A 14,909-nucleotide genomic window follows, 5' to 3' on the forward strand; every position below is an offset into this window, starting at 1 on the left:
CGCATTGGACGACGCCAACGGTTATCCTTGCCGCATCGCACCGGCCTGTAGTTTTTTGTATCAGCTCGGGAACTTGTGGCTATGCGCCACTTACTCATGCAAGAGTCCGGCAATTTCGATCGCCCGGTATCCCCCGATTTTATTTTTTGAGAGTCCCGCCATGTCTACCAATGCCTCCACCATCCTTGTCGTAGAAGATGACGACATCGTGCGCATGCTCATCGTGGATGTGCTGGAGGAGTTGGAATTCAAAGTATTGGAGGCGGATGAGGGCGAGGCTGCGCTCGCAATCCTCAGAAAATTGGACAACCACATCGATTTGATGATGACCGACAAAGGCCTGCCAGACATGGATGGCCTCGAACTGGCCAACAAGGCGCGAGAACTACGCCCTGCTCTGCCCGTCCTGTTTGCCAGCGGTTATGCCGAAACTATCGATGTGCCCGCCGACATGCATGCCATCGGCAAACCATTTTCGATTGACCAGTTACGCGACAAGGTCAAATCCATTCTGGAAAAATCCTGAAGATCCACAAGCATTTGGTGTAACCCGCGCAATCGGCGATCAACCGGCACTGGCAATACGCACACATCCCTGTGGTTTAATTGCGCCCTTTTTACGCGTCGAGAATCCAGTGATGTCCCATTCCGCCCCCACCAAAGTCCTGGTTATCGGCTATGTCTGGCCCGAGCCCCGCTCTTCGGCGGCCAGTGGGCATGTCATGCAGATTCTTGAAGCGTTCCTCGAGCAAGGCTGGGACATCACCTTCAGCAGCCCGGCCGGTCCGGGTGAACACAAGGCTGATCTCACGGCGCTGGGCATTTGCGAAGTGCCGATCGAACTCAACAGCAGCAGCTTCGATACGTTCATCAGCGAGTTGGCGCCGGATATCGTGCTGTTCGATCAATTCATGATGGAAGAACAGTTTGGCTGGCGGGTGGAGAAACACTGTCCGGACGCCCTGCGCATCCTGGAAACATCCGACCTGCAAAGCCTGCGGCATGCGCGTCATCAGCGTCTGAAAGACCGGCTGAAAAGCGACGACGAGCAGACTGATTTCACCGAACTGTTCGCACCGGCATTGCACGAAGAATTCCAGCTGATGGCCGGCACCGATCTGGCCAAACGGGAAATCGCTGCGCTGTACCGGTGTGATTTGAACCTGATGATTTCCGAGGTCGAGATCGACCTGCTGGTGGAGGAATTCGGCCTGCCTCGGCAAATCCTGCATTGGTGTCCGTTGATGATTGATCTTCCGGACACCGCCGCGCCGGGTTTCGAAGAGCGCGCGCATTTCCTCAGCATTGGCAACTTCCGTCACGCGCCAAACTGGGATGCCGTGCTCTGGATGAAGACCACGCTCTGGCCGCTGATCCGCGCGCGCTTGCCTCGCGCGCAACTGCGTATCTATGGCGCCTATACGCCGCCCAAAGCCACCGCACTGCACAACCCGGCCCAAGGCTTTCACATCATGGACTGGGCCGAAGATGCGCTTGAAGTGATGTCGGCAGCGCGGGTCTGCCTTGCGCCATTGCGCTTCGGCGCGGGAATCAAGGGCAAACTGGTCGACGCCATGCTCTGCGGCACGCCAAGCGTGACCACACCAATCGGCGCCGAAGCCATGCACGGCGATGCTCCTTGGCCGGGCGCCGTTGCCCTGGACGCAAATACCTTCGCCGAACAGGCCGTGCAACTGTACGAAGATCCAGCGCGCTGGCAGCAAGCGCAGATTCAGGCTTCGGCACTTTTGCAGCAGCGTTATCAGCGCAGCGTACATGGCCCGCGTCTGATCAACCGGATAGATGATTGCCGACAACACTTGGCACAACTTAGAAACGACAATTTCACCGGCGCCATGTTGCGACATCACACACTCAAAAGCACTCAATACATGGCTCAATGGATCGAAGCCAAAAACCAGTTAAACCCAACAGAGCGTTGATCACATCAATTACATGACTTGCATCAAAAGCGAACTTTCGCAATAACACGAACATGCCTATAAACATCCTGCGCGCAACTAATCAACCACTTCGCAGGATATGCAACATGGAAAACTTCGACGATATACCAACCCATCAATGGATGGCTGATTCACCACAAATCGATAATCTTTCGTTATTCGAAATGACCCTGCCCGGCGCGCATAACGCCGGTTGTGACTGGGAAGCTTCTTATGCCCTGATTCCCGGAAAAAACTGGCTTGCCTGTCAGGACGTTTCGTTTTATTCGCAGTTGAATCGCGGCGCTCGCGCACTTGATGTACGCCTTGTTTACAACAGCAAGGCGAAACAACTGGCGAGATTCCGTTTCCAGCACAATGGATTCAACTCTTCGCGAACGCTTGAAGACTTGATTAGAGACCTCAAGGGGTTTTATGAAAGAAGCCCGAACGAGTTTATCGTTCTGGACTTTCATGAACTTTCCAACGCTACAGATCCATTCAACCATGAGGAATTCAGAACAGCTTTGCTGGAGCACCTTGGGGAACGGATCATTCCCACCGAAAATCTGCATCTGAGAATTGGCCAACTCAAAGCCATCGATCCATTGCAGCGCATTATGGTAGCTGCGCCGATGACCTGGGAAACCCTGGACTTCCGCTTTTATAGCCAGATCAATCACAAGTGGATCGGCAAATCACAGGTCAGCACCTCGGATCTTTACGGCTATATAGACAACGTACTGAGCACACCTGTCAGTACGCGCCGCCCGTGGTCGCTGTCGGCAACCAGTTACACACTGGGCGGGCCACAGCGAATCCTCGACAGTCTTGACGAGTGGTTCGACCCGGAAAAAACCGATTGGGCGCGCAAGTGCAACATCATCAATTTCGACTTCATCAAGAATTCGAACATCGTGCGCTTCTGCCAAATGGCCAACTTGCAAAAGGCGCGCGACAAGCTCAGCTGAGCGGTCTCCACGGACGGCCGGTCGGAAGTGGCACAAATGGCAAAAAACGAGGCATGATCGCGCAGCGATAATAAAAAAGTGCCCCGTCATGACCCGAACCGCTCGCGTGACCGACCCTTCCTACGAGCTGATGGACGACCATAACGGCTTGTCCATCATCTACCGCCAGCACGGCTTTCCCTGCCCGCTGGTGCGCTGGCATTTTCACAAGGAATACGAGCTGCATCTGATCGTCGCCAGCTCGGGCAAGGTGTTCATCGGCGATTACATTGGCAACTTCTATCCGGAAACCCTGTTTCTCACCGGGCCAAACCTGCCGCACAACTGGATCAGCCAGGTCGCCGAAGATGAAGTGGTCGAGAAACGCGACATGCTGGTCAACTTCACCGATGAATTGTTCGAGAGCGGCCACCAGGTTTTCGCTGAACTGAAAACCCTCGCGCCCCTGCTTGAGCGCGCGCAGTACGGCATCGAGTTCCGCTGCAAACGCACGATCCGCCAGGCCGTGACGCTCATGCAGCGGATCGCCGACAGCAACGGGATCACGCGTCTCGGACACTTTTTCATCCTGATGGAGCTGCTCGCGGCCAGTGACGATTTTCAGTTGCTGTCCGGCGCCACCACGCCGCAACTTGCCGACGAACACAACATCGACCGCACCAACCGCGCGGTCGATTACATCTTCAGCCATTACGCGCGGGATATTTCCCTGGAAGAGGTGGCCGAGCACCTGGGCATGACGCCGACCTATTTCAGCCGCGTGTTCAAACAGGCGACCGGGCGCAACTTCATCGAATTCGTCAACCGCCTGCGCATCAGCAAATCCTGTGAGCTGCTGGCCGATGGTGACAAACCGGTGACGGAGGTGTGCTTCGAGTCGGGCTTCAACAATATTTCCAACTTCAATCGACGCTTTCAGCAACTCAAGGGCATGACGCCTTCGCACTATCGGCGGCTGGCGGTGCAGCGCCTGACAGAACAAAACCACCTGTAACGCCATTATTCCCCTGTGGGAGCGAGCCTGCTCGCGAATACGGTTTGTCATTGACAGATCCTGTGGCTGACACACCATCTTCGCGAGCAGGCTCGCTCCCAGAAAAACAGTGTCCGACTTGCGAAAATCTGTACGCATTCGCTAACGGCTCCTCGCGCAAAACCCCTTCCCTGCGTTCCCCCACCCAAACCCCAGTGCAAAAAAGTATCAACAAAAGTGCTAGGGATGATTTGTCAGCCCTTCGATTGAAGGCTGTAATCAGCGCAGATTCTTCCTGCATTCGGAAGACACAAAAACAATAACTGTCCTTCTGCCCCGACGGGTGTCAGAAAAGGAGTGCACGATGCAACCCACTGCAAAAGCTCTGCTCGCTCTCACCTGCATGACCCTCAGCAGCGTCAGCCTTGGCGCCCAGACCCTGACCATCGCTACCGTCAACAACAGCGACATGATCCGCATGCAGAAACTCTCGAAGACTTTCGAGAGCGAGCATCCGGACATCAAGCTCAATTGGGTGGTGCTGGAAGAAAACGTCCTGCGTCAGCGCCTCACCACCGACATCGCTACTCAGGGCGGCCAGTTTGACGTATTGACCATTGGCATGTACGAAGCGGCACTCTGGGGCGGCAAGGGTTGGCTGGAGCCGATGAAGGATCTGCCGGCCAATTATGCCCTCGACGATGTGTTCCCTTCGGTGCGTGAAGGCCTGTCGGTCAAGGGTTCGTTGTATGCGCTGCCGTTTTACGCAGAAAGTTCGATCACCTATTACCGTACCGACCTGTTCAAGCAAGCCGGGCTGACCATGCCGGAGCGGCCGACCTGGGAAGAGATCGCCGGGTTCGCGGAGAAACTCACCCAGAAAGATAAAGAGCAATACGGCATCTGCCTGCGCGGCAAGGCTGGTTGGGGCGAGAACATGGCGCTGGTCACCACGGTCGCCAACGCTTACGGCGCGCGCTGGTTCGATGAGCAGTGGAAACCGGAATTCAGCGGGCCGGAATGGAAAAATGCGCTGAATTTCTACGTCAATACCATGAAGAAATCCGGCCCGCCGGGCGCATCGAGCAACGGTTTCAACGAAAATCTCGCCTTGTTCAACAGCGGCAAGTGCGCAATCTGGGTCGACGCCAGCGTCGCCGGCTCGTTCGTCACCGACAAGACCCAGAGCAAGGTCGCCGATCACGTCGGCTTCACCTTCGCCCCGCATCAGGTCACGGATAAAGGCTCGGCGTGGCTGTATTCGTGGGCGCTGGCAATTCCAACCAGCTCCAAGGCCAAAGACGCGGCAAAAACCTTCAGTGCCTGGGCCACGTCCAAAGAGTACGGCGAACTGGTTGCCAAGACCGACGGTATTGCCAACGTGCCACCGGGCACCCGCGCCTCGACCTACAGCGATGCGTACATGAGCGCTGCGCCGTTCGCCAAAGTCACCTTGGAATCGCTGAAGGCCGCAGACCCGAGCAAACCGACGCTCAAACCAGTGCCGTACATTGGCATTCAACTGGTGACCATTCCTGAGTTCCAGGCCGTGGGCACCCAGGTCGGCAAGCTGTTCTCGGCCGCGCTGATCGGCCAGACCACGGTGGATCAGGCGCTGGCAGCGGCGCAGCAGACCACGGAACGCGAGATGAAGCGCGCGGGTTATCCGAAGTAACCGCTGAACGGCTTGCTCCTGCCTCTGTGGGAGCGAGCCTGCTCGCGAAGGCGTCGTGTCAGCCAATGCACATGACACTGATCCAGCGCTTTCGCGAGCAGGCTCGCTCCCACGTGGGGATCTCCATAGGTCTGTATGACTCGGTTGTGATTGCCATGAATACTTCAACTGCCAAAGCCCACATCGATCTTGCACAACCCCAGCGCAAGCTGCGCGTGCGCAATCCTGGCTGGTTTCTGGTCAGCCCCTCGGTGGCGCTGTTGCTGCTGTGGATGATCGTGCCGCTGGGCATGACCATTTATTTTTCGATGATTCGCTACAACCTGCTCTACCCCGGCGAAAACGAATTCGTGGGGCTGGAGAACTTCACCTATTTCCTCACCGATTCCGGCTTCATGCCCGGCGCGACCAATACCTTGCTGCTGGTCGGCAGCGTGTTGCTGATCAGCGTGGTCTTCGGCGTGTTGATCAGCGCGTTGCTGGAGGCCAGCGAATTCCTCGGCCGCGGCCTGGTGCGAGTGATGCTGATTTCGCCGTTCTTCATCATGCCCACCGTCGGCGCACTGATCTGGAAAAACCTGATCTTCCACCCTGTTTCGGGAATCCTCGCCTACCTCTGGAAGCTGTTCGGCGCGCAACCGGTGGACTGGCTGGCGCACTACCCGCTGCTGTCGATCATCATCATCGTCTCGTGGCAATGGCTGCCCTTCGCGATCCTGATTCTGATGACCGCCATGCAATCGCTGGATCAGGAGCAGAAAGAAGCCGCGCGTCTGGACGGTGCTGGTCCGATCGCAATCTTCTGGCACCTGACCCTGCCGCATCTGGCGCGGCCGATTGCCGTGGTGGTGATGATCGAAACGATCTTCCTGCTCTCGGTGTTCGCCGAAATCTTTACCACCACCAACGGCGGCCCCGGCTATGCCTCGACCAACCTCGCCTACCTGATCTACAACCAGGCGCTGGTGCAATTCGATGTCGGCATGGCTTCGGCGGGCGGTTTGATTGCCGTGGTCATCGCCAACATCGCCGCGATCATTCTGGTGCGGATGATCGGCAAAAACCTGACTGACAAAGCGTGAGGCCTGCCATGACGCTCCAACAATCCCGCCGCCTGCAAAGCCTGCTGCTCGGCACGCTGGCCTGGGCCATCGCGATCGTGATTTTCTTCCCGATCTTCTGGATGGTGATGACCAGTTTCAAAAGCGAAATCGACGCCTTCGCCACCCCACCGCAGTTCATCTTCACGCCGACGCTGGAGAACTACCTGCACATCAACGAACGCAGCGACTATTTCAGCTTCGCCTGGAACTCGGTGGTGATCTCCTTCAGCGCTACCGCCCTGTGCCTGTTGATCGCGGTGCCGGCGGCGTATTCGATGGCGTTCTACGAAACCCAGCGCACCAAAGGCACGCTGCTGTGGATGCTCTCGACCAAGATGCTGCCACCGGTGGGCGTGTTGATGCCGATCTACCTGCTGGCCAAGAGTTTCGGCCTGCTCGACACGCGCATTGCGCTGATCGTGATCTACACGCTGATCAACCTGCCGATCGTGGTCTGGATGGTTTACACCTACTTCAAGGACATTCCCAAAGACATCCTCGAAGCCGCCCGGCTTGACGGCGCGACGCTGTGGCAGGAGATGGTCCGCGTGCTATTGCCGATCGCCAAGGGCGGCCTCGCCTCGACTGTGCTGTTGTCGCTGATCCTGTGCTGGAACGAGGCGTTCTGGTCGCTCAACCTGACCTCGTCGAATGCCGCGCCACTGACCGCGTTGATCGCCTCGTACTCAAGCCCCGAAGGGTTGTTCTGGGCCAAATTGTCGGCGGTGTCGACGTTGGCCTGTGCGCCGATTCTGATCTTCGGCTGGATCAGCCAGAAGCAACTGGTGCGCGGCCTGTCGTTTGGTGCCGTGAAGTGAATTGAAAAGCAAAAGATCGCAGCCTTCGGCAGCTCCTACAGGGAATGTCGAATCGGCATGAATCTCCTGTAGGAGCTGCCGAAGGCTGCGATCTTTTGATCTTGAAAAACAACAATGCGGAGGCCCATCTCATGGCCAACCTGAAAATCAAGAATCTGCAAAAAGGCTTCGAAGGCTTTTCCATCATCAAGGGCATCGACCTGGAAGTGAACGACAAGGAATTCGTGGTCTTCGTTGGCCCGTCGGGCTGCGGCAAGTCCACCCTGCTGCGGCTGATCGCCGGCCTGGAAGAAGTCAGCGGCGGCACCATCGAACTCGACGGCCGCGACATCACCGAAGTCAGCCCGGCCAAGCGTGATCTGGCGATGGTGTTCCAGACCTACGCGTTGTACCCGCACATGACGGTGAAAAAGAACATGTCGTTCGCCCTCGATCTGGCCGGCGTGCCGAAAGCCGAGGTCGAGCGCAAGGTTGGCGAAGCGGCGCGCATTCTCGAACTCGGGCCAATGCTCGAGCGCAAGCCGAAACAGCTCTCCGGTGGCCAGCGCCAGCGCGTGGCGATCGGCCGGGCCATCGTGCGCAACCCGAAGATTTTCCTCTTCGATGAACCGCTGTCCAACCTCGACGCGGCGTTGCGCGTGCAGATGCGTCTGGAGCTGCTGCGCCTGCACAAAGACCTGCAAGCGACGATGATCTACGTGACCCACGATCAGGTCGAAGCGATGACCATGGCCGACAAGGTCGTGGTGCTCAACGGCGGCCGGATCGAACAGGTTGGCTCGCCGCTGGACCTCTATCACAACCCGGCCAACCTGTTTGTCGCAGGCTTTCTCGGCACGCCGAAAATGGGCTTCCTCAAAGGCAACATCGCGCGCATCGACAGCGCCAGCTGCGAAGTTGCGCTGGACGCCGGCACGCGCATCACCCTGCCCTTCAATGCCGCCAATCTAATCGTCGGCAGCGCGGTGACGTTGGGCATTCGCCCGGAACACCTGGAGCTGGCGCAAGCCGGCGACTGCACGTTGCAGGTGACTGCCGATGTCAGCGAACGCTTGGGTAGCGACACGTTTTGCCACGTCACTACCAGCGCCGGCGAAGCCCTGACCATGCGCGTGCGCGGCGATCTGGCCAGCCGTTATGGCGAGCAATTGAGCCTGCGTCTGGACCCGACTCACTGTCATCTGTTCGACGCCGAAGGTGTGGCGCTGACCCGTCCACTGCGCGCTGCCGCCTGACTTCGAGACCATCCGATGAAACTCAACCAACAGAACCTCAACCGCCTCGCCGCCGAAGTGCAACTGCCGGGTTACAACCTGAGCGACACATGCCAGGGCATCGCCCACATCGGCGTCGGCGGTTTCCACCGCGCGCACCAGGCGTATTACACCGATGCCTTGATGAACACTGGCGAAGCGCTGGACTGGGCCATCTGTGGCGTCGGCCTGCGCCCGGAAGATCGCCGCGCTCGCGATGATCTGCGCGAACAGGATTATCTGTTCACCCTGTTCGAACTGGGCGACAGCGATGACACCGAAGTGCGCGTCATCGGCGCGATACGCGACATGCTGCTCGCCGAAGATGGTGCGCAGGCGCTGATCGACAAACTCGCCGAACCGCAGATCCGTATCGTTTCGCTGACCATCACCGAGGGCGGTTACTGCATCGACGACAGCAACGGCGAATTCATGGCGCATCTGCCTCAGATTCAACACGACCTCGCCCATCCCGAAGCGCCGGGCACGGTGTTCGGTTACCTCTGCGCCGCGCTGGCCAAACGCCGTGCGGCGGGCGTTCCGGCATTCACGGTGATGTCCTGCGATAACCTGCCGCACAACGGCGCGGTCGCGCGCAAGGCACTGCTCGCCTTCGCTGCACTCAGTGATCCGCAACTGTGCGAGTGGATCGAGCAGAACGTCAGTTTCCCCAACGCCATGGTCGACCGCATCACGCCGATGACCAGCACCGCGCATCGCCTGCAACTGGCCGACAAACACGGCGTCGACGATGCCTGGCCGGTGGTCTGCGAACCATTTGTGCAGTGGGTGCTGGAAGACAGATTCGTCAACGGCCGCCCGGCGTGGGAAAAGGTCGGCGTGCAGTTCACCGACGATGTGTCGCCGTACGAAGAGATGAAAATCAAACTGCTCAATGGCAGCCACTTGGCGCTCACCTATCTGGGCTTTCTCAAGGGTTATCGCTTCGTCCACGAGACCATGAACGATCCGCTGTTCGTGCGTTACATGCGCGCCTACATGGACCTGGATGTCACGCCGCAACTGGCGCCAGTGCCGGGCATCGATCTGAGCGAGTACAAGGACACGCTGGTGGCGCGGTTTTCCAATCAGGCGATTGCCGATCAGCTGGAGCGCGTGTGTTCGGATGGCTCGTCGAAGTTTCCCAAGTTCACCGTGCCGACGATCAATCGGCTGATTGCCGATGGCCGCGAGACCAAACGCGCGGCACTGGTAGTCGCGGCGTGGGCGCTGTATTTGAAGGGCGTGGATGAGAATGGCGATACGTATTCGATTCCGGATCCGCGGGCGCCTTTCGTTCAGGGACTGGTGGCGGACGATGATTCGATCACCGAACGGCTGCTGGGCGTGGAAGAGATTTTCGGCACGGCGATACCGAAGTCGGCGGAGTTTGTTGCGGCATTCGAGTGGTGCTGCCAGAGTTTGCGCGAGGTTGGGGTTTCGCGAACCCTGGAACGGGTGCTCGGCTGAAAAGCCCCTCACCCTAGCCCTCTCCCAGAGGGAGAGGGGACCGACCGCGGGGTTCTTCCGTTATTCATCGACCTGAAATTCCGAGTCGAATACAGAGTTTGAAAGGCATGACAATCTGCTCCCTTTCCCCCTTGGGGGAGAGGGGACCGACTGCGGGGTTCTTCCGTTATTCATCGACCTGAAATTCCGAGTCGAATACAGAGTTTGAAAAGCATGACAATCTGCTCCCTTTCCCCCTTGGGGGAGAAGGGACCGACCGCGGGGTTCTTCCGTTATTCATCGACCTGAAATTCCGAGTCGAATACAGAGTTTGAAAGGCATGAAAATCTGCTCCCTTTCCCCCTTGGGTAGAGGGGACCGACCGCGGGGTTCTTCCGTTATTCATCGACCTGAAATTCCGAGTCGAATACAGAGTTTGAAAAGCATGAAAATCTGCTCCCTTTCCCCCTCGCCCCCTTGGGGGAGAGGGCTGGGGTGAGGGGGTAGCTCTTGATCTTCAGCGCAATCTGACAGGCCCATACATGACAACAACAAAGCTCTTCCTGGGTATCGACTGCGGCACCCAAGGCACCAAAGCGATCATCCTCAATGCCGACAGCGGTCAGGTGCTCGGTCTGGGCGCGGCCCCACACACGATGATCAGCGGCGCCAACGGTCGCCGCGAACAAGACGTTCAGCAGTGGCTCGACGCTTTCGTCAGCGCCACCCGCCAGGCCTTGCAAGCGGCCAATGTCGACGGCCAGGCGATCCTCGGCGTCGGCGTCTCCGGCCAGCAACACGGCCTGGTGCTGCTTGATGAGCAAGGCACAGTGCTGCGCCCGGCCAAGCTCTGGTGCGACACCGAAACCACGCCGGAAAACGACCGCTTACTCGCGCAACTGGGCGGCGAAAAAGGTTCGCTGGAACGCCTCGGCGTGGTCATTGCGCCGGGCTACACGGTGTCGAAACTGCTCTGGACCAAAGAGCAGCATCCGCAAGTCTTCTCACGTATCGCGCGCATTCTGTTGCCCCACGACTACCTCAACTACTGGCTCACTGGCCGCGCCTGCAGCGAATACGGCGACGCATCCGGCACCGGTTATTTCAACGTGCGCACGCGTCAGTGGGACGTGCAGATTCTGCGCGACATCGACGCCAGCGGCCGTTTGCAAACCGCGCTGCCGGAGCTGATCGACGCGCACGCCGCAGTCGGCACCCTGCTGCCGGCGATTGCCGAGCAACTCGGCATCAACCCCAACGCCGTGGTCTCGAGCGGCGGTGGCGACAACATGATGGGCGCCATCGGCACCGGCAATATCCAGCCCGGCGCGATCACCATGAGCCTCGGTTCGTCCGGCACGGTCTACGCCTTCTCCGACGCGCCGAAGGTCAGCGCCGATGCCTCGGTTGCCACGTTCTGCTCCTCCAGCGGTGGCTGGCTGCCGCTGATCTGCACCATGAACCTGACCAACGCCACCGGCGCTATTCGTGAATTGTTCAAGCTCGACCTGCCGACTTTCAACGAGCTGGTCGCGCAATCGCCCATCGGCGCCGAAGGCGTGAGCATGCTGCCGTTTCTCAACGGCGAACGCGTCCCCGCCCTGCCCCATGCCACCGGCAGCCTGCACGGGTTGACCATGGACAATCTGACCCAGGCCAACCTGTGCCGCGCGGCCGTCGAAGGCACCACCTTCGGTTTGCGCTACGGGCTGGATTTGCTTCGACAGAATGGGTTACAAAGCCTGCGCATCTGCCTGATCGGCGGCGGCTCGAAGAGCGCGGTGTGGCGGCAGATCGTCGCCGACATCATGAACGCCCCGGTGATCTGCACCGAGCAAAGCGAAGCCGCCGCATTGGGCGCAGCGATTCAGGCAGCCTGGTGCGCGTCGCGCTCGAACGGCGACGATGTCTCCCTGGCCGCTCTGTGCGAACGCTGCGTGAAACTCGACGCGCGCAGTGAAACCCTGCCGATTGCCGCCAATGTCGCGGCGTTCCAGCAGGCCTACGAACGCTATCAACAGCATGTCGCAACCCTATAACGAGCAAACAACTATGTACCTGGTGTGTGGCGAAGCCCTGTTTGATTTCTTCAGCGAAAACGATGCCAGCGGCCTGGCCTCGAAAGTCAATTTCAAGGCGATTGCCGGCGGCTCGCCGTTCAACGTCGCCGTCGGTCTGCGCCGTTTGGGCGTGGACTCGGCGCTCTTTGGTGGACTGTCCACCGACTACCTCGGCCGCCGTTTGCAGCAAGTGCTGCAGGACGAAGGTGTGCGCCCGGACTATCTGGTGGATTTTCCCGCGCCGACCACCCTGGCAATGGTCGCCGTGGGCGCCAACGGCTCGCCGCATTACAGCTTTCGCGGCGAGGGTTGTGCCGACCGACAGTTGAGCGAGGCGCATCTGCCGACACTCAGCGACGAGGTTCACGGCCTGCACATTGGCTCGTTTTCGCTGGTGGTGCAGCCGATTGGCGACACGCTGCTGAAACTGGTTCAGCGCGAAAGCGGCAAACGCCTGATCAGCCTCGATCCCAACGTACGCCTCAACCCCGAGCCGAACATCACCCTGTGGCGCGAGCGCATCGCCACGCTGGTGCGGCTGGCCGATCTGATCAAAGTCAGCGACGAAGACCTGAGCCTGCTCTACCCCGAGCAGGATCCGCAGACTGTGATTGAAGGCTGGCTCGAACATCGCTGCCAGATCGTCTTCCTCACGCGCGGCGGCGACGGCGCGACCGTGTTCAGTCGCGCCCACGGCTCGTGGTCGGTGCCGGCCAACCCGGTAAAGATTGCCGATACCGTCGGCGCCGGCGACACCTTCCAGGCGGCGCTGATTACCTGGCTGACCGAGCATTCGCTGGATTCGGTCGCAGGCGTGCAGCAACTGAGCCGCGAGCAGATCGACAGCATGCTCAGGTTCGCCGTACAAGCCGCCGCCCTGACCTGCAGCAAAACCGGTCCGGATCTGCCCTATCGTCATCAATTGAGCTGAGCGCGTAGACTGTCGGCCTTTTTGCGCACGACGGAAAACAGCTTTTGAATCACAGGCACATCTTCGCCCTCCTGACCCTGGCCACCCTGCTGAGCGGTTGCGGCACCTCGCCGCCCCGCTCGCCGGAAGATATCTGCGCAATCTTCCGCGAGAAAAGCGACTGGTACGACGCTGCGCAAGTCACCCAGAAACGCTGGGGCGTGCCGATCCAGGTGCCCTTCGCGATCATGTATCAGGAGTCCGGCTACCGCTACGACGCCAAGACGCCGCGCAAATACCTGCTCTGGGTGATTCCGTGGGGCCGCGTCTCGACCGCGTCCGGTTATGCGCAAGCCAAGGATGAAGTCTGGGCCGACTACCAGAAAAGCACCGGTCGCAACTGGGCCGACCGCGAAGACTTCGACGACGCCATCGACTTCGTCGGCTGGTACATGGACAAGACCACCTCGATCAACGGCGTGTACAAATACGACGCCTACAACCAGTACCTGAACTACCACGAAGGCTGGGGCGGCTTTCGCAACAAGACCTATGCGAGCAAGGCCTGGCTACCGCCGACCGCACGCAAGGTGCAGAGCAGGTCAGATATGTATGCGCGGCAATATGCCGGGTGCAAGGAGGACCTGAATCGCGGGTTCTGGAGCCGGTTCTGGCATTGGTTGTAGGGTGATCCGAAGGCCTCATCGCGAGCAGGCTCACTCCTACAAGAGATCTTAGGTGGACGCGGTAATCATGCCCGCCACCCATCCAATGTAGGAGTGAGCCTGCTCGCGATAGCGCCCGATCAGACACTAAAAATCCATTCACTGCCCGGCTTCACTGGCCGAAACCGCCCTCCTAAGGGTTTTCCCTATGGCATCGCAGTCCCACGCCTACGCCATTTGCGCCTTGAATGAGGCCGTCTAATCCTGCAACATCCATCACCTGCTTATTCAACGGACGGAATTCAAGGCATGCTGGACGCCAATGCAACCCACATCACCCTCTCGATCGAAGACGCCAACGCCGACCTGCAAGTCCTAAGCTTCACCGGTCGCGAAGCCCTCAACGAACCGTTCCGTTTCGACCTCGAACTGGTCAGCGCCCGCCCCGATCTGAAGCTCGAAGAGCTGCTGCACAAGCGCGCCTGCCTGACGTTCGGCGCCACCGGCGAAGGCAAGATTCACGGCCAGGTCTATCGCATCGAGCAGGGCGACTCCGGCAAGACCCTGACCCGCTACAGCATCAGCCTGATGCCGCAACTGGCCTATCTGCAGCACAACCATGATCAGCAGATCTTCCAGCAACTGACGGTGCCGAAAATCATCGCCCAGGTGCTGGAAGATCGCGGCATTCTCTCTGACGCCTACAGCTTCCAGCTCGGCGCCGAGTACCCGGAACGCGATTATTGCGTGCAATACGACGAGTCCGACCTGCATTTCATCCAGCGTCTGTGCGAAGAGGAAGGCATTCACTTCCACTTCCAGCACAGCAGCAGCGGCCACAAACTGGTGTTCGGCGACGACCAGACCGTGTTCCGCAAACTGAAGCCGGTCAGCTACCAGCAGGACTCCGGCATGGCCGCCGAGAAGCCGGTGATCAAACGCTTCAACCTGCGCCTGGAAACCCGCACCACCCGCGTCAGCCGTCGCGACTACGATTTCGAAAAACCCAAGTTGCTGCCCGAAGGCGCGGCCAAATCCGAATTCGCCCCGGACCTGGAAGACTACGATTACCCCGGCCGCTTCACCACC

At 59.1% G+C, this 14,909-nt stretch carries 13 protein-coding genes; all 13 read left to right on the forward strand.

The genetic code is table 11. The annotated features are described in order from the left end of the window. The first annotated feature begins 160 nt into the window (after positions 1–160). Positions 161–526: a response regulator gene (locus tag GXB78_RS05010; RefSeq protein ID WP_329514563.1), complete on the forward strand. Its 366-nt coding sequence runs from the start codon at positions 161–163 to the stop codon at positions 524–526. Between the two features lie 112 nt (positions 527–638). Further along, entirely contained in the window at positions 639–1,943 is a 1,305-nt protein-coding gene (locus tag GXB78_RS05015) for a glycosyltransferase (protein WP_329514564.1), read from the forward strand. Between the two features lie 107 nt (positions 1,944–2,050). After that, on the forward strand, positions 2,051–2,914 hold the full coding sequence (locus GXB78_RS05020) for a PI-PLC domain-containing protein (RefSeq protein WP_329514565.1): 864 nt from the start codon (positions 2,051–2,053) through the stop codon (positions 2,912–2,914). Positions 2,915–3,002: 88 nt separating this feature from the next. Next, the gene (locus GXB78_RS05025; RefSeq protein ID WP_329514566.1) at positions 3,003–3,908 is read left to right on the forward strand and encodes an AraC family transcriptional regulator; all 906 of its coding nucleotides are present in this window, start codon (positions 3,003–3,005) and stop codon (positions 3,906–3,908) included. 343 nt (positions 3,909–4,251) lie between these two features. Next, entirely contained in the window at positions 4,252–5,562 is a 1,311-nt protein-coding gene (locus tag GXB78_RS05030; protein ID WP_329514567.1) for an ABC transporter substrate-binding protein, read from the forward strand. A gap of 155 nt (positions 5,563–5,717) precedes the next feature. Beyond that, positions 5,718–6,644 carry a carbohydrate ABC transporter permease gene (locus GXB78_RS05035; RefSeq protein WP_329514568.1) on the forward strand — a complete coding sequence of 309 codons (927 nt, stop codon included), beginning with the start codon at positions 5,718–5,720 and terminating at the stop codon, positions 6,642–6,644. A gap of 8 nt (positions 6,645–6,652) precedes the next feature. Continuing rightward, positions 6,653–7,483, forward strand: a complete 831-nt coding sequence (locus GXB78_RS05040; protein WP_016774872.1) for a carbohydrate ABC transporter permease — start codon at positions 6,653–6,655, stop codon at positions 7,481–7,483. Between the two features lie 131 nt (positions 7,484–7,614). After that, on the forward strand, positions 7,615–8,718 hold the full coding sequence (locus GXB78_RS05045) for an ABC transporter ATP-binding protein (protein ID WP_329514569.1): 1,104 nt from the start codon (positions 7,615–7,617) through the stop codon (positions 8,716–8,718). 15 nt (positions 8,719–8,733) lie between these two features. Further along, positions 8,734–10,206, forward strand: a complete 1,473-nt coding sequence (locus tag GXB78_RS05050) for a mannitol dehydrogenase family protein (protein ID WP_329514570.1) — start codon at positions 8,734–8,736, stop codon at positions 10,204–10,206. A gap of 521 nt (positions 10,207–10,727) precedes the next feature. Beyond that, on the forward strand, positions 10,728–12,224 hold the full coding sequence (gene xylB, locus GXB78_RS05055; RefSeq protein WP_329514571.1) for a xylulokinase: 1,497 nt from the start codon (positions 10,728–10,730) through the stop codon (positions 12,222–12,224). 13 nt (positions 12,225–12,237) lie between these two features. After that, complete coding sequence (locus tag GXB78_RS05060) at positions 12,238–13,176, forward strand: carbohydrate kinase family protein (protein WP_329514572.1); 939 nt, start codon at positions 12,238–12,240, stop codon at positions 13,174–13,176. A 44-nt stretch (positions 13,177–13,220) separates the two neighbouring features. Continuing rightward, positions 13,221–13,841 carry a transglycosylase SLT domain-containing protein gene (locus GXB78_RS05065; RefSeq protein WP_329514573.1) on the forward strand — a complete coding sequence of 207 codons (621 nt, stop codon included), beginning with the start codon at positions 13,221–13,223 and terminating at the stop codon, positions 13,839–13,841. 288 nt (positions 13,842–14,129) lie between these two features. Next, positions 14,130–14,909 (forward strand): type VI secretion system tip protein TssI/VgrG (gene tssI, locus GXB78_RS05070; RefSeq protein ID WP_329514574.1); only part of this gene is annotated, 780 nt, incomplete at its 3' end.

This window comes from Pseudomonas moraviensis subsp. stanleyae (assembly GCF_036283065.1).
GTDB lineage: Bacteria > Pseudomonadota > Gammaproteobacteria > Pseudomonadales > Pseudomonadaceae > Aquipseudomonas > Aquipseudomonas stanleyae.